Here is an 18525-nt window from a genome sequence, read left to right as displayed (position 1 = left end):
GTGCTACTTCCCCAGGATCTTCTGCAGCCAGGATCCGGCGGCGGCCGGAGCCTTGGCCTCGGCGCCGCCCAGGGCCCGGCCGGCGAGACGGCGCAGCTCGGCGCCCAGCGGCGCCGCCTGGCCAGCGGCGGCCAGCAGCGGCCTGGCCTGTTCGGCGGCCGCGGCGGCGATCTTGGCGTCGTGGATGAGCATCGCGTCCAGCTTGCGCCCGGCGCCCCGCTCGAACTCCGCCTGCGGGACCTCACCTGCGACCCCGCCGATGCGGTTCGCAACCACCAGCGTCTCGCCGGTCCGCAGATGTCCCAACAGGCCCAGCAGCCGATGCGAGTCCCGCATGCCGGGCAGGCTAAGATCGGTGACGATCACGGCCACGTCGGCTCGGGCAAGAGCCGCCCGGCCCAGGGCGTCGAGGCGGCGGGGGACATCCAGGACGACCGTTTGGTTGTCTTGCGCCAGCGCCGCCAGCAGCGCTTCGAGCCCGTCGCCGCGAAGGCTGAGTTCGGTTTCCAGCGGCTCCTCCGCGGCGAGCACGCGGAACTTGTCGCCCACGGACGCCAGGGCCGAGCCGATCAGAAGGCTGTCGATGCGCGCAGGGTTGGCCAGAAGCTCGCGCAGACCCCGGCCGGGCTCGACGTCGAGGGCAAGGGCGGCGGCGCCGAACTGCAGGTCGAGGTCGAGAAGCACCGTTCGGGTGTGGCGCTCGTGAGCGGCCGCCCAGCCCAGCGAGGTCGCGACGGCGGTCGCGCCCACCCCGCCGCGCGCGCCGACGACGGCGATCGTCCGGCAGGTGGCCGACTTCGGCCCACCGGGGCGCTCGCGCGCCTCGGCCTCGCTTAGCGCCTCCGCCAGCACCTCGGCGCTCACCGGCTTGACCAGGTAGTCGCTGACGCCAAGGCCGATCAGCTCGCGATAGAGACGCACATCGTTGGTCGCGCCGATGGCCACCACGCGGGTGTGCGGCTCGCAGACCTCGGCCAGCGCATCCATGCCGGCCAGCACGTCCTCGCTGTCGGAGACGTCGACCAGCAGCACGGCGGGAGCCGGGTTGGCCTGCAGGTGGGCGATGGCCGCCACGAGGCCGCCGTCGCGCACGCGGTTCAGCGGCCAGCCGAGCTGGACGGCGACCTGGCGAAGGGTCTCGCGAGTGACGTCGTCGCAGGCCAGCGCCAGGACGTCGCGGGGCGTCTCGCCGCCGGGGGCGATGCGGGGCAGGGCCATGGCTATCGATCCTCGCGCGTGATGATCTGGGTGAGCGGCTTCTGCTTGCCGGCGCGCAGGCGCTGGACCGCGGCGAGGCTCTCGTCGCCCGAGAGCGCCGGGGTGTCCGAGCCGCGCTCGAGATCGGCGGCCTCGGCCACCATCAGCCTCAGGTTCTGGTCGTTGGCGGCGGTGAGCAGGTCGGACGGCGTCGCCAGCTTCTGGTTCGAGGGCTTCACCAGATAGGGCGTGACGATGATGACCAGCTCGGACTGGTTCTTCTGGAAATCCCTCGACCGGAAGAGCTGGCCGAGGACTGGAACGTCGCCGAGCCCTGGCATCTTGCGGACGAGGTCGTTCGAGGTGTTCTGCAGCAGCCCGGCGATGGCGAAGCTCTGGCCGCTGCCGAGTTCCACCGTCGTCTCGGCCCGGCGGGTGGTCAGGGCGGGGAGCCGCAGCTGGTTGATGGTGACCGCGCCGGCGTCGGAGAGCTGACTGACCTCGGGCCGGACGTTGAGGCTGATGCGGCCGCCGTCCATGACCGTGGCCACAAAGGCCAGGCTGACGCCGAAGGCCTTGTATTCGACGGTGATCTTGTCGTCCTCCTGGGCGACCGGGATCGGATATTCGCCGCCGGCCAGGAAGCTGGCGGGCTCGCCGGAGACCGCCGTCAGATTGGGCTCGGCCAGGACCTTCACCAGCCCCTTGCGGTTCAGCAGGTCGACGAGGACGTTCACATCCACGTCGCCGTCCCTGTACCCGCCGACGACGGCGTCGGAGCCGATCTGGCGGATGAAGGCGTCGCGGCCGGTGGCGAGGCCGACCACCCCGTTGCCGAGCTGGCCCACCGCGTTCCAGTTCACGCCGATGATCTCGCGCGCCTCCCGGGAGACCTCGACCACGCGGACGCGCAGGTTGATCTGATTGGTCTGCTGGACGGCGATGCGGTTGATCAGGCGCGAGGCCCTGGCTTCGCCGTCGCCGGGCACGAACTGGGCGGCGATGCGCAGCACATCGGCGCCTTCGGACGCCGAGCCGGCCTGGCCCGACAGGATGAGGGCGCCGTCGACGCTCTCCACCTTGATCTGGCTGTTCGGCGCGTGACGCTTCAGCGCGCTGGCCAGGCGGGCGGTGTCGATGCCGACATTGACCGCCAGGTTGGCGATCATCTGCTCCTTGGCGTCGAGGGCGAACAGGCTGGTCGTCCCCGGCGCCTTGCCCAGCACATAGACCAGCGTCGGCGACTTCACCTGCACGTCGGCGACCTTCGGGTCGGCGATGAAGACGGTCTTGGCGGGCCGGTCCAGGCGGATCAGGCGGCCCTTGCCGGCCTCGACCTGCAGGTCGGTGGAGACATCGCCTAGCACGACGACGTCGGCCAAGGCGGCCTGGGGCGCGACGGCGCCAAGCGACAGCGAAAGCGCCGCGGCAAGTGCGGTCAGGCGTCTCACGATGAGGCTCCCTCGGTGCTGGAGGCCGAGCCGCGCACGACTTCGACGGCCGGTGCGGCGGCGCGTGGGGAACGAGACGTCGGCGCCGCGGCCGGCGCGGCGCGCGGGGTGCTCCCGCGTGTGATCTCGTGGTCCCAGGTGCGGGTGACGGCGTGGTCCGCTGGGCCAGCGTCCGCCGGCGTGGCCAGGCTGCGGAGGCTGAGCGACAGCTTGCCCAGCTCGGTCACCATGGTGACGACTTCGGCCTGCTTGGGCGTGACTTCGAGCGTGGCCGTCTGGGGGACCAGGACTTCGCTGTTCGGGTTGGACGTGCGCTGGTCGATGCCGACCACGCGGACATCGGTCAGGACGGTCTCGCTGACGAAGCGCTTGTCGCCAGCCTCACGGCTCAGCACGAGGTCGACCTTGTCGCCCGGGAAGATAAAGCCGGCGACGCCGGTGCTGGCCGAGACATTGACCGTGACGGCGCGGCGCCCGGGCTTCAGGACGGCGGCGAGGAAGCCGCGCTCGCCTGGCTGCACGACACGCTGGGCGGTCAGCGGTTCTCCGGCCGCGAGATCGGTCCGGGCGACGGCGCCGGCGATCTGGGCGGGGCTGGATGCGACGTTCGTCAGATACCCGTCGGCGGCGCCCGCCGGCCAGCTCTGCCAGCGCACATCGGCCGGCTTCAGGATGGTTCCGGCCGGCAGCGGCCTCGCGGCCACCAGCACCTGGGCGGCGACGGGGGCGGCCGGCTGGCCCGATGTGGCGGCCTGCGAGACGCGGTCGAGCTGTCCCTGCAGCCATTGCTGCGTCAGGTAGACGGCGCCAACGGACAGCAGCGCCGCGGCGCCCAGGTAGGCCAGGCGACGTGAGGAAACCACCGGGCTCTCTCCCTCAGAAGGTTGCGGTCAGGTGCTGGAGCAGCACCCACAGGCCGCCGGCGGCCAGAGGCGCGCCGAACGGCATCGGCTGGGCGAAGCCCGTCTGGGCTTCCGAGCCGGCGGCGCGCGGCATCAGGCGGCGCGCCGGGCTCAGCATCACGAGCGCCAGGGCGACGCCGGCCAGCGAGGTCACGAGCATGAATCCCGAGAGGTGTTCGACGCCGGCCCAGGCGGCGATAGGGGCCGCGAGCTTCACGTCGCCGCCGCCGACCAGGCCGCGGGCGAAGAGCACCAGGCCGAGACCGAAGGCGAGAAGGCCGATCGCCAGACCCGCCAGCCAGGGGCCCATCGGAAAGGTCGTGACCACCAGGCCATAGCTCGCGACGAGCAGCAGGCAGACCCGGTTGGGGATCAGGAACCTGGAGAGGTCGCTGGCCGCGGCCCAGAGCAGGGCCCCGGCGGAGAGAGCGAGGGCGGACAGGAGCGCCGCGTCGGCAACGTGGGTCATCGTCCGCCCTCGGTTTCAGAGGTGGGGCGGACCTGCAGGAGGTCCGCTCAGCTCATTCGTCTCGGCTTACTTGCCGAGTTCCGTTTCAACAGCCGCGAACTTGGTCCCCAGCGCGGTCTTGATGCCCGGCAGGGCGGCGGTCATGGCGAGCGCGATGAAGGCGGCGATCAGGCCGTATTCGATGGCGGTGGCGCCCTTGCGGTCACCGGCGAGCTTCTTCAGCAGGTTCATAGCGGAGTTCCTCAATTTGACTTCCCGGCACGAGCGCTCTGAAGCGGCCCCGTCGGTGGATGTCTAATTAAGTGTGGCATTAACCTGTCGCAATGGTTGCAATGTGCGACATAAAGTACACCAAAAGAGGGTAATGGAAGTATAATTCCCCAGGCGCACCCGTATCGAAGGCGATAAGGCTAAGCTTGAATCTCAAATGTATGGGGCTTGATTAGGATAAACTGTCGCAGGCCTTCGTGGTTACTCCACAAGCAATGGCCGTCGACCGCCTGCAGGTCGCACGCCTGTGCCTTGGCAATTCAGCGCCAGTCGCGCATTGCCTAAGAAGTGCACCTTGCTGGCGACCACCTGCGTGCATCCTCCGCTTTCGCTCCCGCCGGCGAACGTCACCGTCTGCGAGGGAAAGTAGAGGGCGCCCGCGATCTGCTGACTTGAGCCGCCGTTCAGCTTGTTTTCGCCCCACGCTGGCGCGCGGCGATCCTGCATGAAGGCCAGTCCCGCGGTTGGCCCGGCCGTGGGCGCCGAGAGGTTGACGACCGCGCCCCCGCGTATGTCCACGGTGGCGTAGTCCGCGCCGGTCGAACTGGTCAGAACGATGGTGACCCCGTCGCCGCGGAGCGTCGCATTACCGTTCACGAGCAGCGCGCCACGATCGATCACGTGGACGCCGGGCCTGAGGGTCACGCTGGCGCCGGCGTTGATGGTCAGGCCGTTGCAATAGACCGTCGGGCGCCCGTCCGTGCGGCCGTAGGTTCCGGAGGCGAGCTTCGCTCCATTCATGGGGCAGGAGGTCTCGTAGGGCGGTACGCCAACGTCCTCATAGGGGTCGCCGATGGCGGCCTGCCCGGTGTTCACGCCCTCGGTCGTGGTGATCGTCGAATTGCTGCTCTGGCTGTAGCCGCCGACGAGATTGACGCTCTTGGCGGTCAGCCGCGCGCCGCCGCTCAGCTCCAGCGCGCTCTGGCTGGTGGAGTTGGCGAACAGGGCGCAGCCATCAAGCCGCACATCCGCCGACCCCGTCTCGGACGCCGAGGCGCTGGCGTTGGCGTGCAACGCCACGACGCAGGCGTCGCCTGTCCGGCCGGTGCGCGCCACCGCCCGGGCGCGGATCGTCTGCGGCGCCCCCGCGACAACGCCGGCCAGGAACCGCCGTCCCGGCCGTTGGACGAGGACTTCGATCGCGCCCGCGGATCCGGCGTAGGCGCCGGAGACGGGGGGAAGGTTCACCGTGACCTGTGCGGGTTGCAGGCCGTACTCGGCGGCCACGCCCCAGGCCTGCGCCGTCGGATCGGCCGCTCCGGCCGTGAGGGCGACGGCGGCGCTGTAGGCTGCGCTGTCGGCCGCGTGCTGGCTGCTGCGGCGCTGGAGATAGCCGTGGCCCAGATCGACCGCCAGACCGGCGAACCCCAGCAGCGCGACCAGCCCAAGCGCCGTTGCGGGCGCAGCGGCGCCGGAGCGGTCATTGAGGAGGTTGGGGCGCGTCATGTCAGCCGACCAGCACCGTCTTGCCCCCCGCCTATGGCGCGGACGCCGACGCCGCTGCAGTTCAGCGCCATGCCGGAGGAGCCGGTGAACTTGATGGTGCTGGCGATGACCTGCACGCAGCCCGACGTCTGGGACGTCGAGCCGTGGTAGTCGAGGGACTGGTTCGGCAGGTAGATCGCGCCTTCGATGACGCTGTCGCTGCTGCCGGTGAAGGTATTGTCGGAGTCGTTCTTGCTCACGGGCGCCTTGCGGCTTTGGTAGATGGCCAGGCCGGCGTAGTCGCCGTTCGAGGGCGCCGTGATCTTCACGGTCGTCGACCCGGTGATGTTGAACCGGGCGAAGTTCGAGCCGGTGCTGCTGGTCAGGATGAAAACCGAGCCCCGCTCGGCCGTGATCCTCGAACTGCCGGAGAAGCTCAGAACGCCCCGATCGATGACGTAGATTCCGGGCTTGAAGGTCACCTTCGCGCTGCCGTTGATGGTCAGCCCTTCACAGAAGATCCTGGGCGTCGACTTCGCGGGGAACTCGTGTGTGTCGCTGCCGCCGATGTTCATCTTGCGATGATCGCAGCCGTGGAAGTCCTCGAACTCCCGGACGCCCAGATAGGGATCCGCGGTCGGGGGTCGGTTGAAGAGGGGAAGGTTCCGGTCCTGAGTGGTCAGCTTGAATGAACCGCTGCGGGACCAGTCGGACCCGCCCACCAGGACGTGAGGGGCCGAGAGGCTCGATGAGCCAGACATCTTGAACCCGCCGGCGTTGCTCGAGTTGACCATCAGCGAGCAGCCGTTCAGCCGCACTTCCGTGGAGCCGCTGAGCTCCACTGCGTCCTTCAGGCTGGGATGCAGCGCCAGGACGCAGCCCTCGCCTGCGCCGCCGACACGGGCCACGGCGCTCGCCCTGATGCTTCGTGCGCCGGTCAGGAACAGTCGTGAGAAGAAGCGCCGGGCCGGTTCCTCGACAATGACTTGCACCGTGGCCGCGCCGTCCGCGCTCTGGCCCTGGGCGACGGTGACCTTCGCACCCGCCTGGCCGTCCTTGACGCCGTAGGTCGCGACGATCGCCTTGGCCTGTTCCTCGTAGTCGGAGCCGCCGGCGACCATGGCCGTCGCGGCGCTGAAGGCGGCGGAGTCCGCCGCATGCTGAGCGTCACGACGGGCGGCGTACCAACCGGCGACGTCGGTCGCGAGGCCGGCGGCGCCGAGCAGGACGACGGCGCCGAGGCCGACGAGCACCGTGCTGGCGCCCGAACGGTCGTCGCGGACCTGACGCAGGAAGGTGGACGCTCGGCGCATTCTCAGGCCCGGCACACCTGCGCTCGTAGGGTCGTGGTCCTGCCGAACAGGTCGGTCAGGAAGCGGCCTGACATGGCGCGGTACGGGTGGACGGCCGCGACGCGGACGCCGCAGGCCTGGCCGGTGGCGACGGTGAACGCGCTGGCCGGCACGCCGACCGCGGCGACCTTGGCCGCGGCATAGGCCTGGATCTGCGCTGTGGTCCCGCACTGGCCGGGGCGTACGACGGCGCAGCGGGCGGCCTCCTGCACGGCGAAGTCGAGGGCCGACTTGGTCCAGGCCATGCGGCCGAACTCGAAGATCCCCAGGATCAGCAGCAGAAGGAGCGGCAGGATGAAGGCCGCCTCGACGGCCGCAGCGCCACGCCGACAGCCCGCAAGACGGGCGAGGAGCTTTCGCGGCGGGGTCACTGGACGCGCACCGTGGCCGTGGCGGAGAGCGTGTTCGGCAGCACGCGGCCCGGCCAGGGAACCACGCCCTTGAACGGCGCCCGCGCCGCGACGGTGACGAACTGACCCGGCGCGATGTTGTTGGCGCAGTTCGTCGACTGCGCCGTGATCTTCCCGTTGACCACGCAGCCCAGGCTGCGCGCCGGCGCAGGCGCGGCGCTGACGCCCTGCAGGGTCGTGGCGCTTGTCACGGCGGAGGCGATGCGGGTCGCGTCCCACCCGTTGCGCTGCGCCCAGTCTGCGCCGGCCTGGGCCGCGGCTCGAACCTGCATGGTGTGGGAGATCAGGCGCGAGACGTCGACCAGTCCCGCCAGCAGCAGGAGCAGCATCGGCAGCAACAGGGCGAACTCCACCGCCGCAGACCCGTCGCGGTTCTGCATCAGGGGGCGCATCGTCAAGCGCATGATCGCGGTCCCAGGTTGGCGGGAAGGTCCCGCGGGACGCGGTCATATGGCTCGCGCAGGTTGTATTGATACCCGTAACGGCCGCACTGCGCGCGTAGGTCGCAGAGGCGCGCGCGCAGGTTGAGTTTGAGCTGACGCTAGCGGGCCGAGCGCCGCGCCGCGTTCACGACAGCCCTCGCGATCACGAGCTCCTCATCGGTCGGTACGACCAGAACCTTCACCGCGCTCTCCGCGGCGCTGATGCGGCCCCGCCCGGAGGTGTTGGCGTCGGGGTCGAGCGCGACCCCCAGCCATGCGCACCGCCGGCAAACCCGCTCGCGGATAGACGGCGCGTTTTCTCCGACGCCTGCGGTGAACACGAGAGTGTCCAGGCCGCCGAGGCTCGCGGCCAGCGCGCCGACTTGTCGTGCGAGGCGATGAACATACACGTCGAGCGCCTCCCGCGCGCGCGGGTCCTCGCTGGCGAGAAGCGTGACCATGTCGCCGCTGACGCCCGAGAGGCCCAGCAGGCCGGATCGGTGATACAGCAGATCTGCGATCTCCTGGCCGCCGAGGCCCTTGGCCTGCATCAGATAGAGGAGCACGCCCGGGTCAAGCGACCCGCTCCGAGTGCTCATCGGGGGCCCGTCCAGCGCAGAGAAGCCCATTGTGGTGGCGACGCTGCGCCCGCCGTCCAGCGCGCAGAGGGAAACGCCGCTGCCGAGGTGCAGCACGATGGTGCGGCCGCCGGCTTGAGGCCCCTCTCGCTGCTTCAGAACGCCGGCGATGTACTCGTAGGACAGTCCATGAAACCCATAGGCGATGACCCCTTCGTCGATCAGGTCGCGGGGCAGGGCGTAGAGGCGGGCGACGCGGGGCTGCGCAGCATGGAAGGCCGTGTCGAAGACGCCGACCTGCAGACTGGACGGGAAGCGCGCCTGCGCCCGCGACACCGCCTGGAGGTTGAACGGCTGATGCAGCGGCGCCAGCAGCGACAGGCGATCCAGCCGTCCGACCGCATCCGGCGTGAGCACGGTCGGCCGGGTGAACTCCAGGCCGCCATGGACGATCCGGTGCCCCACGGCCGCGATGTCCAGCGACCAGCCGGTGTTGTCCATCCAACCGAACAGGCGCTCCAGCACCGCGTCGAGGCCGACGGTGGGCCAGGCTTCGTCGGCAAGGCTCGCGCCTTCGGCGCGGGCCCGGAACCTGGGAGCGACGCCCAGGCCCGAGACCTGGCCGGACATGAGCAGCGGGGGCTCGGGCTGCAGGCCGTACACGGCGAACTTCAGGCTCGACGAGCCCGCGTTGAGCGTGAGCAGCCGCGGCCCGCTCATCGGACGTATTTGCTCGGCGCCTGCTGGGTGACCAGGATCGCCAGCGCGCAGGAGGCGAGGCGGGAAGCCTCCGGGTCGGCGCGGCTGGTCAGAACGATCGGAACCCGCGCGCCCATGACGATCCCGGCCGACTGGGCGTGCGACAGATAGGAGAGCTGCTTGGCGAGCATGTTGCCGGACTCGATGTCGGGCACGATCAGGATGTCGGCGTGGCCGGCGACGTCCGAGGCGATGCCCTTGGTCCGCGCGGCCTCCTCGGAGATGGCGTTGTCAAAGGCGAGCGGCCCCTCCAGCCGGCCGCCGACGATCTGCCCGCGGTCGGCCATCTTGCAGAGGGCTGCGGCGTTTACGGTGGAGGTCATCTTCGGGTTCACCGTCTCGACCGCCGACAGAATGGCCACCCTGGGCTCGACGATGTCCATGGCATGCGCGCAGTCGATGGCGTTCTGCACGATGTCGCGCAGCGTCATCAGATCGGGCGCGATGTTGAGGGCGGCGTCGCTGATGAGGAGCGGGCGAGGGAAGCCCGGGACATCCAGCACGAACACGTGGCTCATGCGCCGGTCCGTGCGCAGGCCCGAGTGCTCCGCCACGACCGCCTCGAGCAGCTCGTCCGTGTGCAGCGCGCCCTTCATGATCGCGCGGGCCTCGCCGCTCGCGGCGAGGGCGCAGGCGCGGGCCGCCGCCTCATGGCTGTGCTCGACATCGACGAGGCGGTAGCGGGACACGTCCACGCCGGCGGCCGCAGCGGCGGCCTGAACCCGTTTCGCCGGGCCGATCAGGATGGGCTCGATCATTCCGCGCTCGCCGGCCTCGGCCGCCCCGCGGATCGACAGCGCATCGACGGGATGCGCCACGGCGGTGGGCAATGGCGGACTGGCCTCGGCCAGCCTGAGCAGTCGTTCGAGCTGCGAGCCGGCCGCATGGGTCGAGGGGGACACGGGAGAAGCTCCGCAGCTCTGGCAGGGTGCGAGCGTGGCTCGCCGGCGAAGCCTAGGGTGCGGCGCCCCGGCGGCACAAGGTCCCGCCGCGCCCCTGTCGCTTTGCGTTCCAGCGCAAGGCGTGGTTCTTGCCGCCGCGCAGGGCCACGCCCCATCTGCAGGGGTGGCGAGGGATAGACGCAGCCGGTGACCTTCGAACCCCACAGATTTTCCGTCGCGCCGATGATGGGCTAGGCGGAGAGAACTAAAATACATCAATGACTTACGAGATATCGGGTGCAAAGATAGTACGCTGAGTTCACGTTCGCTTCTAAGCGCAGCCTTAGGCGGCGGCTGTCGCGGCGCTCCGTGACCTTTGGCTGCAGGCGGTCTCAGGGTTGATCGGCCTGAATGGATGGAAGATGCGGAACGCTGAGCGCGTGCGGCTCGTCTGGCGGGGCAGGGATCACAATCCGCTAGACGACGGCGGATCGCCGGTCTCGCGAGCGCAGGCGGCCAGAAGCCAGTCGCGGAAAGCCAGGACGGGGCCGCGTGTTTCCGCCTCACGGACCAGCGCCCAGTAGGCATGGGTTCCGGCGGCGACAATCGGGAAGGGCTGGACCAGATCGCCGGCCGTGATGGCGTGCTGGAAGAGGCGCGGCGACAGCAACGCTACGCCAGCGCCCTCGATCGCAGCCGCGGCGGCGAGGTCCTGCGTGGGAAAGCCGGTCTCCGCCAGGGCCGCCGGCGCTGCGGCCGGCACGACATCGGCGGTTGCCAGCCAACGGGGCCAATCATCGTTGGCGATCAGCCGGCAGCGGAGGAGGTCCGCCGGCGCTTCGAGCGCATCGGGCCGATAGCGCCGAGGATTGTAGAGCGGCGTTAGATCAAGTGAGAACAAGCGCGTCGCGGCACAGCCCGGCCAGGCACCCGCGCCGCTGCGGATGGCCACGTCGAACTGCCCAGCCGCGCGCAGGTCCATCGATGGATCCAGCGACACCGCGACACCGTGGCGCTCGCTAAAGTCAGATAGGCGGGGCGCTAGCCATCTTGACGCGAACGTCGGGGTCGCGCTGACGCGGATAACCTTGGGACGCACGCACTCAGCGAGCGCCGTCGCGAGCTCCTGCATCGCATCGCCGACCCGCTCAGCCAGACGCGCGCCGTCGGCCGTGAGGCTGATCCGGGGACCGTGCCGCTCGAAGAGAGGGACGCCGAGGTCCAGCTGAAGATTGCGCATCCGCTGGCTCACCGCGGCGGGGCTGACGCCAAGCTCAGCGGCGGCCCTGGTGAAGCTGCCGTTCCGGGCGCAGGCCTCGAACACGCGAAGCGTTTCCAGGGACGAAGACCGGAGGATCACGCGGCATTGTAAGCCCGCGTTGAAATGATCGCCAGGATCATCGTTATGGCGGCGCGTGAGGCGCCGCTAACCAAGGCCGCAATGATGAGCTTGGTACGTGGACCAACCCGCCGTGCGTTCGCCGCCGCGCTGCCCTTCCTAGGTGCTGGCGGGCGTGTGCCGCGGCCACGCCTGGATCTCATCCTCGCCCCGAGTAACCTCGGCCTACGGCCTCCTAAGGCCGGTGCGCAGCCTGGGGTCTGGGCGGCGCCGACGGCGCTACGCGTCGCGGGCTTGGTCGAGGCCCTGTCCGCCGACCGGGTCTCGGAGCTGCCGCGGCCACCGTACAAGTTCGGTGCGGAAGCCGGCACACGGATCCGCAACGGCCGCGAGATCCGCGCCTTCAGCGAGCGGCTAAGCTTTGAAGTCGGTCGGACCCTGCGCGACGGCGGCTTCCCATTGGTCGTCGGCGGCGACTGCAGCATCCTGCTGGGGTGTCTCCTCGGCTCCGGCGCCGCCGGCGACATTGGCCTGCTGCATGTGGACGGACACTCCGACTTCTTCCATCCCGGCAACTACGACAGCCGCCGGCGGCTTGGCAGCGTCGCGGGCATGGACTTGGCGCTTGCCGTCGGCCGCGGCGAGCTCTCGCTCGCGCTCTGGAGCGGCCGCCCCCTCGTTCGGGATCGTGACGTGGTGCAAATCGGCGAACGCGAGGCGCTGCGCGAGGGCGTGGGCTATGGCGACATCGTTCGGACCGAGATCCGCCGGCTGCCGATGAGGACGGTCCTGGAGCAGGGCGTCGCGCGTACGGTCGCCGCCGCCTTGAAGCCCGTCGACGGGGAGCGCCGCAGGCTGTGGCTGCACATCGACCTCGACGTGCTCGACCGGTCGGTCATGCCGGCGGTGGACTCCCCCGGATCGCCCGGTCTCGATTTCCCCCAGTTGGCGGAGCTCACCGCAGGCCTGCTCGCATCCGGTCGGATCGTTGGCGCGGACGTAGCGATCTTCGATCCCGAGCTCGACCCCGCCGGCGTGCACGCGCGCGCTGTCGTAGACTGCCTCCGGCAAGGCTTCGCCGGCCTGATGAGCCCGGTATGAAACGGGCGGCGTCGCTTTTCGCCAGCGTCCTGCTGGCGGCCTTTGCTCCCGCGCCAGCGCCCCCGCATGGGGAGCCCGAAGTCTGGACGCCGGCTGAACTATCGGCGGCGGCCTACGAGTCGACGCCAACCCTGTCGCCCGACGGTCGCGAGCTGATCTATCTGTCGGCGGACCCAACGTTCAGGAACTGGCGGCTGCTGATGTCGCGATGTGAAGCCGGGCGGTGGACCACGCCGGGCGCCGCCGCCCTTCGCTGCGCCCGCCCCGGTGATCGAAGCTGACGCCGGCTACACGCCGGACGGTGAGGGGCTCTACTTCATCTCGGCTCGGCACGATCCGGCGAACGAGGATTTCGACATCTGGTACGTCCGGCGCGGCGCAGGCGGCCGCTGGGGCGATCCGGAGAGACTCCCGCCGCCAGTCAACTCGCCCGCGGCGGAGCTGCTGCCCCGCGCCGATAGCAAGGGGCCTCTACTTCGGATCGAGCCGCCCCGGCGGGCATGGCGAGAGCGACATCTATGTCGCCGAGCGGCGCGTGGACGGGAGTTGGGCGGTGCGTAACATAGGCCCACCGGTCAGCACGGCGGCCAATGAGTACGAAGCTGAGGTGTCCCAGGACGGCGGCACGCTGATCGTGGTGGCGGACCGAGGCGATCGTTCGCACCTCTACAGGTTCGAGCGGACCCCCTCGGGGTGGGTCGAGATCGGCCGTGTGCCGGCGAGGTCCGATGTGTTCCAGGTCGGCCCGCTGCTTTCGCCCGACGCCAGATCGCTCCTGTTCGGGCAGGCGCATGGGGAGCGATCGGGCGAGATTTTCCGGATTGATCTGGGCGCCGCCGGCGCCGTCAACCTGGCCTAGCCCCTGTCACGGGCGCGCCCCATGAGCGCCGAAGTCACCCGCCGAGGCGCGACGGCGACCCTGCTGTCGCTACCCGGGGCGGCCGGCGCGCCGCTGCGCCGCGGCCAGCCCATCGAGCCCTCCACCACCGGCTACGCCCAGGCCTGGCTCATCGAAGGCGCTTCAAGACTGCTGTTCGTCAGCGGCCAGACGCCCACCGACAAAGACGGTCGCGCGCCGGATAGCTTCGCTGCGCAGGCACGGCTCGCGTGGGCGAACGTCCGGGCGCAGCTGCACGCCGCGGGAATGGACTTCGCCAACCTCGCCAAGGTCACGATTTACCTGAGTGATCGGGCCCATCGCGCGGAAAACACCCGGATCCGCGCCGAGGTGCTGGGCGCGGCGACCCCCGCTATCACCGTGATCATCGCCCACATCTTCGACGAAGCCTGGCTCGTGGAGATCGAGGCCATCGCGTGCGGTTAATCATGGAGCTTCGGGAATGAAGACTTATCACGGGAGTTGTCACTGCGGCCGGGTCCGGTTCGAGGTGGACCTCGAGCTCGAACGCACCAGCAAATGCAACTGCCGCTTCTGCTGGAAGCAGCGGAACTGGAACATCCCGAGCCTCGCGCCGTCGCAGTTCCGCCTTGTGGAGGGTGAAGCGCAGCTCGGCGACTACGCCCGGAGCGGCGAGGGCTTCGAGCTGCACCATCGGTTCTGCAGAACCTGCGGTACCGCCACCCACGGGCACGGGTTCATCGCGCAGGCCGGCGGCGCCTTCGTCGCCGTTCGCGTGGCCGCCTTGGACAACCTGGATCTCGCCGACCTGCTCGCGGCGCCGGTCACCTATGGCGACGGGCTGAACGACAACTGGTGGGAGCCGCCGAGCGAGACGCGGCACCTCTAGTCGTGTTCCGCCGGCGCGTAGGGGCTCGCGCCGAACTGCATCGAGAACCGACATCGGAGATCTGAAGATGAGCATGGCCGTCTCGCAATCCCTCGTGCGGCATCTGTGGCTCAAGATGGGTGCGGACACCGTGTTCTATCGAGAGGCCGGGCCGGACGACGGCCCGGTGCTGCTGCTGCCTCACGGTTATCCGTGCTCGTCCTACGCCTACCGCAACCTGATACCGCGTCTGTCCGGAGACTGGCGGTTGATCGCGCCCGATTTCCCGGGTTGCGGATACAGCGACACGCCGCCGGACTTTGCTTACGGGTTCGACGGCTATGCTGCCTTTTTGGAGCGCTTCTGCCGGGCGCTCGGCGTCGAACGCTTCGCCCTCTACCTCCACGACTTCGGCTCGCAAATCGGCCTTCGGCTGGCGATCCGCCAGCCTGCCCGTATCCTTGGTCTGATCATACAGAACGGCGACATCTACGAGGATCAGCTGGGACCGAAGTACGCGCCGTTGCAGGCCTATTTTCGTGATCCGACGCCAGAGGCCAAGCTCGCGCTCGGCCATGCCGTCAGTCGGGAGGGCTTCCGGGACGAGTTCCTGAACCAGCTCCAGGATGAGCATGCCGACCTCATCCCACCTGACCTGTGGGAGCTGCATTGGTCGCTGATGACGCCCCAGCGACGGGAGATCGCTGTCGACCTGATCGCCCGGCTGAAAGATAACCTTGGCTGGTTCCCGCGCTACCAGGCCTATCTACGGGAGCAGCAGCCGCCGACCCTCATCGTCTGGGGGACGAATGACGGCTACATGCCGGCGGGCGCCGCCGAAGCTTATCGTCGTGATCTGCCGGGCGCCGATCTGCACCTGTTCGAGGGCGGCCACTGGCTCCTGGAAACGCATCTCGAGGACGTCGCGCCCCTGATAGGCGGCTTCCTTAGCGGGATTCAGCAGCCCCGCGCATGAGCTCCGGCCGCGCCGTGCGCGCTCGGGAAAGCAGTGCGAGCGCCGGCCGGCGCTGCCCACGTGGACGCGAAGTCAGACGATCTTCTGCGGTTCGGCCTCTCCGAACACCATCGCGTAGCCCCCCAGGGTGTCCATGTACTCCCGGATGCGGCGGACCCGAGAGCCGTCGACTCCTAGGATAAGGAGATAATCGTTCTGGTAAGTGCGGCCGTTCGCCAGAAGGGCAGTCTGCCGCTGTTATCGGCCATAGCGTTCGAGAGCGGCGCTGGTGTCGATGAACCGCTCCGCCCAGGCTTCGATGTCCTCGGCGGAGGCGCCCAGCCTCTCGAGCTCTTCCTCGGTCGGCCGCCGATCCCGCTCCGAACTCTTGCCGACAAGACCAAGCCGACGGAGCGCGACCCGCGCCAGCTCCACGGGCTCCGCCGAAACGTGAAGGCCGTGGATCGCGGCTGCATCAAGAATGACCGTCCTGATAAAGCTAAGATCCATGGACAGGGTCACTGGACCAGCGCCCTCGGCCGCGCGCTCGCGACCGAAGCGGAGCAGCCTCTCCCGATCGAGTTGATCCACGCTCAACCCGCCAAGCCGCGCCTTGAGCATCCGCAATGTTGCCTCTTTAGAGCGGCCGGGAGCTTTGCCGACGCTCTTCATGTCCGCAACGTGAAGGTCTATGGGCTGCCCGAACGTCGATAGTCGCGCGATGCGTGACGGCTTGGGTGATCCACCGCGGTCGATCTGCCGTTCGGCTTCCGCGACCCAAGCCTTCGCGTCCTCGCGGCGAGCGAAGGTCTCACTGAGGCAGTGGCCCTTGCGCCGGACTTGCGCCCGCCACCGCCCGGACTTCTGCTTGCGGATGGAAGCCATATTTTGCGTGCAGAACGGGTGCGGTACGGTGTCGAATTCCAGCGAACAGGATCGAAAGTCCGCGCACGATCGGGGGATTCACGCTCGCCTACTCGATTGAAGAATAACGAGAATTCATTGAAAAAACAACATAATCTACTTTGTATAGCACCTATGATGGAGTGGACCGATCGGCATTGCCGGATGCTGCATCGAACGCTGTCCGCGCGGGCGCTGCTCTACACCGAGATGCTGACCACGGGGGCGATCCTCCACGGCGACCGGGCTCGCCTGCTGGCCTATGATCCGGCCGAGCATCCTGTGGCGCTGCAACTCGGCGGCTCGGAGCCTGCGGACCTCGCGGCGGCCGCCCGGATCGGCGAGGCCGAGGGTTATGACGAGATCAACCTGAACGTCGGCTGCCCTTCGGATCGGGTGCAGTCCGGCCGCTTCGGCGCTTGCCTCATGCGCGAGCCCGAGCTGGTGGCGGAGTGCATGGCCGCCATCGGGGGCGCCGTGAAGGTCCCCGCGACCGTGAAGTGTCGGATCGGCGTCGACGACCAAGACCCCGAGGAGAGCCTCTTCGCCCTCGTCGACCTCTGCGCCAAGGCCGGCGTCACGACGTTCGTCGTTCATGCCCGCAAGGCCTGGCTGCAGGGGCTGTCACCGAAAGAGAACCGGGACATCCCGCCGCTGGACTATCCGCTGGTCTATCGGCTGAAGCGCGAGCGGCCGGACCTGACCATCGTCATCAACGGCGGCGTTGGGTCGCTCGACGAGGCCGAAGCGCATCTGGCGCAGGTCGACGGCGTGATGCTCGGCCGCGCCGCCTACCACACGCCCGACCTCCTGGGGGACGTGGACGCCCGCATCTTCGGCGAGGCGCGGCGGATGACAGCCGTGGCGGCGGTCGAGGCCTACAAGCCCTATATCGCACGTGAGCTGGCGGCTGGGACGCACCTCGCCGCCATGACGCGACATATGCTGGGCCTGTTTCACGGCGTGCCGGGGGCGCGGGCCTGGCGCCGCATTCTCACGGTGGAGGGCGTGAAGGCGGGGGCCGGCCTCGAGGTGATCGACCGGGCGCTGGCGGCGATCTCAGGGCTGCAGGAACAGCGCCTCGCGCGTGGCCTCGAAGCGGGCGAGGCGGCCTAGGTAGCTCATCCCCAACAGGGACGTATCGAGCCCCTTCTCGATCACCAGCGCGCCGACATCTTCGAGGCGGGCCCCGTCCACGGAAACGGAGGAGAGGGTCACGGCTGCGGCGCGCGAGCGCCCGCCCGCGGTGGTCACGCGGTAGGCGTAGTTCAGGTCCTGCGGCCGGAAGCCGAGCCGCTCGGCGTCCTGCGGCGTCAGCGCCACGGCCGTCGCCCCGGTGTCGACGAGGAAGCGCACAGGCTGGCCGTTGACCTGCCCTTCGGCCCAGTAGTGCCCATCGGCGCCCTTCAGGACGGCGGCGGAGGGGGCGGCCCCCAGGGTCTCCAGCCGGAAGTCCGGAGCGGCGAGCCGGGCGACACGCAGAGGCGTCGGCGCGAGGGCGAGCATGGCGCCGGCGCTGATCGCGGCGGAACAGCCCGCCACCATCGCCACCAGACTGTATCTCGCCAGGGTCGACACGCGGGGCGGTCCGTCATGACGGCCTTTCGGCCCATCCAGGCGGCGGAGACTAGGGCGCGAGCGTTTTCAAGCGATGAACGGCGAGCGGCTCAGATCAGGCCCAGCTTCTCCGGCCGGATCAGGGCGCGGCGGTCCGGCAACTCGGCCATGATCCGTTCGCGTTCCTCGGCCGTGAGCCGGGCCCAGGTCGCCACCTCGTTCAGCCGACGGTAGCAGCCGAGGCACAGGCCGCTCTCGCCGTCGACCACGCATACCTTGATGCACGGCGTCTTGATGGGGGCAGGCGGCTGGCTCATCCGGGTATGGCGTAGGTGACGTTGGCCTGGGCCGCCAGACGGTCGGGCGCTTCCGTCCACAGGCGGATGTCGCAGACCGCCAGGCGCCGGCCGAGGCGCAGGAGTTCCGCGTCGGCGGTGATGTCGCCCGGTTGCGCCCCGCGCAGGAAGCTCATGTTCAGTTGCGAGGTCACCGCCATCAACTGGTCGCCGATGTGGGACAGGACCAGGGCGTACGCCGCCGTGTCGGCCAGGCTCATCAGGGTCGGACCCGAGATTACGCCGCCCGGACGCAGGAGCCCTTCGCGGTAAGGCAGCACGACCCGCACGCCGCCCGGCCGGACGTCGCGGACGTAGGGGCCTGCGCGTCCGATGTCGGGGAAGGCGACCTCAAGCAGGGCGTTGACGCCGGCGGCGTCCAGCTTCGGGGCGGTCATCATGTGTCTGTTTCTTGCCTGCCGGCCGTTTCATTACAAGGAATTTATCGTAACAGGTAACATCGACGTATCATTACTAAAGAGTCATCCAATA

General features: G+C 69.3%; 24 protein-coding genes. 8 read left to right on the top strand and 16 right to left on the bottom strand.

Translation table 11 applies throughout. The features are described from left to right. Window positions 1-3 precede the first annotated feature (3 nt). The 12 genes from LRS10_RS21320 to LRS10_RS21265 form a co-directional block, all read right to left on the bottom strand. Window positions 4-1218 (bottom strand): CpaE family protein, encoded by a 1215-nt coding sequence (locus LRS10_RS21320; RefSeq protein ID WP_257838995.1) that lies wholly within the window; start codon window positions 1216-1218, stop codon window positions 4-6. Window positions 1219-1220: 2 nt separating this feature from the next. Continuing rightward, window positions 1221-2648: a type II and III secretion system protein family protein gene (locus tag LRS10_RS21315; protein ID WP_257838994.1), complete on the bottom strand. Its 1428-nt coding sequence runs from the start codon at window positions 2646-2648 to the stop codon at window positions 1221-1223. Next, window positions 2645-3511, bottom strand: a complete 867-nt coding sequence (gene cpaB / locus LRS10_RS21310; protein ID WP_257838993.1) for a Flp pilus assembly protein CpaB — start codon at window positions 3509-3511, stop codon at window positions 2645-2647. The genes LRS10_RS21315 and cpaB overlap by 4 nt, the downstream gene beginning before the upstream one ends. 13 nt (window positions 3512-3524) lie before the next feature. Further along, entirely contained in the window at window positions 3525-4019 is a 495-nt protein-coding gene (locus LRS10_RS21305; protein WP_257838992.1) for a prepilin peptidase, read from the bottom strand. A 66-nt stretch (window positions 4020-4085) separates the two neighbouring features. Continuing rightward, window positions 4086-4250 (bottom strand): Flp family type IVb pilin, encoded by a 165-nt coding sequence (locus tag LRS10_RS21300; RefSeq protein ID WP_257838991.1) that lies wholly within the window; start codon window positions 4248-4250, stop codon window positions 4086-4088. 240 nt (window positions 4251-4490) lie between these two features. Then, entirely contained in the window at window positions 4491-5735 is a 1245-nt protein-coding gene (locus tag LRS10_RS21295) for a pilus assembly protein TadG-related protein (protein WP_257838990.1), read from the bottom strand. Then, window positions 5732-7027 carry a Tad domain-containing protein gene (locus LRS10_RS21290; protein WP_257838989.1) on the bottom strand — a complete coding sequence of 432 codons (1296 nt, stop codon included), beginning with the start codon at window positions 7025-7027 and terminating at the stop codon, window positions 5732-5734. Before LRS10_RS21290 ends, LRS10_RS21295 begins: the two co-directional genes overlap by 4 nt. A 2-nt stretch (window positions 7028-7029) precedes the next feature. Next, window positions 7030-7437, bottom strand: a complete 408-nt coding sequence (locus LRS10_RS21285; RefSeq protein WP_257838988.1) for a TadE/TadG family type IV pilus assembly protein — start codon at window positions 7435-7437, stop codon at window positions 7030-7032. Next, window positions 7434-7880, bottom strand: a complete 447-nt coding sequence (locus LRS10_RS21280) for a TadE/TadG family type IV pilus assembly protein (RefSeq protein WP_257838987.1) — start codon at window positions 7878-7880, stop codon at window positions 7434-7436. Before LRS10_RS21280 ends, LRS10_RS21285 begins: the two co-directional genes overlap by 4 nt. Window positions 7881-8017: 137 nt before the next feature. Beyond that, window positions 8018-9196, bottom strand: a complete 1179-nt coding sequence (locus LRS10_RS21275) for an acetate/propionate family kinase (RefSeq protein ID WP_257838986.1) — start codon at window positions 9194-9196, stop codon at window positions 8018-8020. Then, window positions 9193-10137 carry a bifunctional enoyl-CoA hydratase/phosphate acetyltransferase gene (locus tag LRS10_RS21270; protein ID WP_257838985.1) on the bottom strand — a complete coding sequence of 315 codons (945 nt, stop codon included), beginning with the start codon at window positions 10135-10137 and terminating at the stop codon, window positions 9193-9195. Before LRS10_RS21270 ends, LRS10_RS21275 begins: the two co-directional genes overlap by 4 nt. Before the next feature lie 445 nt (window positions 10138-10582). Beyond that, window positions 10583-11476 (bottom strand): LysR family transcriptional regulator, encoded by an 894-nt coding sequence (locus LRS10_RS21265; protein ID WP_257838984.1) that lies wholly within the window; start codon window positions 11474-11476, stop codon window positions 10583-10585. Between the two features lie 24 nt (window positions 11477-11500). Here LRS10_RS21265 and LRS10_RS21260 point away from each other — a divergent pair, with 24 nt between their 5' ends. The 7 genes from LRS10_RS21260 (at window position 11501) to LRS10_RS21230 (ending at window position 15259) form a co-directional block, all read left to right on the top strand. Next, on the top strand, window positions 11501-12556 hold the full coding sequence (locus LRS10_RS21260; protein ID WP_308237999.1) for an arginase family protein: 1056 nt from the start codon (window positions 11501-11503) through the stop codon (window positions 12554-12556). Further along, the gene (locus tag LRS10_RS21255; protein WP_257838982.1) at window positions 12553-12837 is read left to right on the top strand and encodes a hypothetical protein; all 285 of its coding nucleotides are present in this window, start codon (window positions 12553-12555) and stop codon (window positions 12835-12837) included. Before LRS10_RS21260 ends, LRS10_RS21255 begins: the two co-directional genes overlap by 4 nt. Next, window positions 12824-13117, top strand: coding sequence for a hypothetical protein (locus tag LRS10_RS21250; protein WP_257838981.1), 294 nt, complete (start codon window positions 12824-12826; stop codon window positions 13115-13117). The genes LRS10_RS21255 and LRS10_RS21250 overlap by 14 nt, the downstream gene beginning before the upstream one ends. Then, window positions 13110-13415: a hypothetical protein gene (locus LRS10_RS21245; protein WP_257838980.1), complete on the top strand. Its 306-nt coding sequence runs from the start codon at window positions 13110-13112 to the stop codon at window positions 13413-13415. Before LRS10_RS21250 ends, LRS10_RS21245 begins: the two co-directional genes overlap by 8 nt. 21 nt (window positions 13416-13436) lie before the next feature. Beyond that, window positions 13437-13880, top strand: coding sequence for a RidA family protein (locus LRS10_RS21240; protein ID WP_257838979.1), 444 nt, complete (start codon window positions 13437-13439; stop codon window positions 13878-13880). 16 nt (window positions 13881-13896) lie between these two features. Then, the gene (locus LRS10_RS21235) at window positions 13897-14304 is read left to right on the top strand and encodes a GFA family protein (RefSeq protein WP_257838978.1); all 408 of its coding nucleotides are present in this window, start codon (window positions 13897-13899) and stop codon (window positions 14302-14304) included. 67 nt (window positions 14305-14371) lie between these two features. Continuing rightward, on the top strand, window positions 14372-15259 hold the full coding sequence (locus tag LRS10_RS21230) for an alpha/beta fold hydrolase (protein WP_257838977.1): 888 nt from the start codon (window positions 14372-14374) through the stop codon (window positions 15257-15259). A gap of 237 nt (window positions 15260-15496) precedes the next feature. Here the strand turns inward: LRS10_RS21230 and LRS10_RS21225 are convergent, their stop codons facing one another. Then, window positions 15497-16123, bottom strand: coding sequence for a hypothetical protein (locus LRS10_RS21225; protein WP_257838976.1), 627 nt, complete (start codon window positions 16121-16123; stop codon window positions 15497-15499). Between the two features lie 117 nt (window positions 16124-16240). Here LRS10_RS21225 and dusA point away from each other — a divergent pair, with 117 nt between their 5' ends. Continuing rightward, entirely contained in the window at window positions 16241-17257 is a 1017-nt protein-coding gene (gene dusA / locus LRS10_RS21220) for a tRNA dihydrouridine(20/20a) synthase DusA (RefSeq protein WP_257838975.1), read from the top strand. On the opposite strand, the gene LRS10_RS21215 is transcribed toward dusA, so the two are convergent. From LRS10_RS21215 to LRS10_RS21205, 3 genes are all read right to left on the bottom strand, one after another. Then, entirely contained in the window at window positions 17201-17719 is a 519-nt protein-coding gene (locus LRS10_RS21215; protein ID WP_257838974.1) for a TIGR02281 family clan AA aspartic protease, read from the bottom strand. The two genes, dusA and LRS10_RS21215, sit on opposite strands and share 57 nt — an antisense overlap. A gap of 89 nt (window positions 17720-17808) precedes the next feature. Next, window positions 17809-18015: a DUF1289 domain-containing protein gene (locus LRS10_RS21210; RefSeq protein ID WP_257838973.1), complete on the bottom strand. Its 207-nt coding sequence runs from the start codon at window positions 18013-18015 to the stop codon at window positions 17809-17811. After that, a complete protein-coding gene (locus tag LRS10_RS21205) occupies window positions 18012-18431 on the bottom strand; it encodes a PaaI family thioesterase (protein ID WP_257838972.1) in 420 nt (139 codons plus the stop codon). The genes LRS10_RS21210 and LRS10_RS21205 overlap by 4 nt, the downstream gene beginning before the upstream one ends. Window positions 18432-18525: the final 94 nt, after the last annotated feature.

Source organism: Phenylobacterium sp. J426 (assembly GCF_024699945.1).
Taxonomy (GTDB): Bacteria; Pseudomonadota; Alphaproteobacteria; order Caulobacterales; family Caulobacteraceae; genus Phenylobacterium.
Note: the sequence above shows the minus strand (reverse complement) of the source record. Positions and strands in the feature narration are given on the sequence as shown.

Bases quoted from the DNA above. Each gene is read 5' to 3' on its own strand.
- LRS10_RS21320 (WP_257838995.1), bottom strand. From the start codon at position 1,218: ATGGCCCTGCCCCGCATCGCCCCCGGCGGCGAGACGCCCCGCGACGTC.
- LRS10_RS21305 (WP_257838992.1), bottom strand. From the start codon at position 4,019: ATGACCCACGTTGCCGACGCGGCGCTCCTGTCCGCCCTCGCTCTCTCC.
- LRS10_RS21300 (WP_257838991.1), bottom strand. From the start codon at position 4,250: ATGAACCTGCTGAAGAAGCTCGCCGGTGACCGCAAGGGCGCCACCGCC.
- LRS10_RS21295 (WP_257838990.1), bottom strand. From the start codon at position 5,735: ATGACGCGCCCCAACCTCCTCAATGACCGCTCCGGCGCCGCTGCGCCC.
- LRS10_RS21290 (WP_257838989.1), bottom strand. From the start codon at position 7,027: ATGCGCCGAGCGTCCACCTTCCTGCGTCAGGTCCGCGACGACCGTTCG.
- LRS10_RS21280 (WP_257838987.1), bottom strand. From the start codon at position 7,880: ATGCGCTTGACGATGCGCCCCCTGATGCAGAACCGCGACGGGTCTGCG.
- LRS10_RS21275 (WP_257838986.1), bottom strand. From the start codon at position 9,196: ATGAGCGGGCCGCGGCTGCTCACGCTCAACGCGGGCTCGTCGAGCCTG.
- LRS10_RS21260 (WP_308237999.1), top strand. From the start codon at position 11,501: ATGATCGCCAGGATCATCGTTATGGCGGCGCGTGAGGCGCCGCTAACC.
- LRS10_RS21255 (WP_257838982.1), top strand. From the start codon at position 12,553: ATGAAACGGGCGGCGTCGCTTTTCGCCAGCGTCCTGCTGGCGGCCTTT.
- LRS10_RS21240 (WP_257838979.1), top strand. From the start codon at position 13,437: ATGAGCGCCGAAGTCACCCGCCGAGGCGCGACGGCGACCCTGCTGTCG.
- LRS10_RS21235 (WP_257838978.1), top strand. From the start codon at position 13,897: ATGAAGACTTATCACGGGAGTTGTCACTGCGGCCGGGTCCGGTTCGAG.
- LRS10_RS21230 (WP_257838977.1), top strand. From the start codon at position 14,372: ATGAGCATGGCCGTCTCGCAATCCCTCGTGCGGCATCTGTGGCTCAAG.
- LRS10_RS21225 (WP_257838976.1), bottom strand. From the start codon at position 16,123: ATGGCTTCCATCCGCAAGCAGAAGTCCGGGCGGTGGCGGGCGCAAGTC.
- LRS10_RS21210 (WP_257838973.1), bottom strand. From the start codon at position 18,015: ATGAGCCAGCCGCCTGCCCCCATCAAGACGCCGTGCATCAAGGTATGC.
- LRS10_RS21205 (WP_257838972.1), bottom strand. From the start codon at position 18,431: ATGACCGCCCCGAAGCTGGACGCCGCCGGCGTCAACGCCCTGCTTGAG.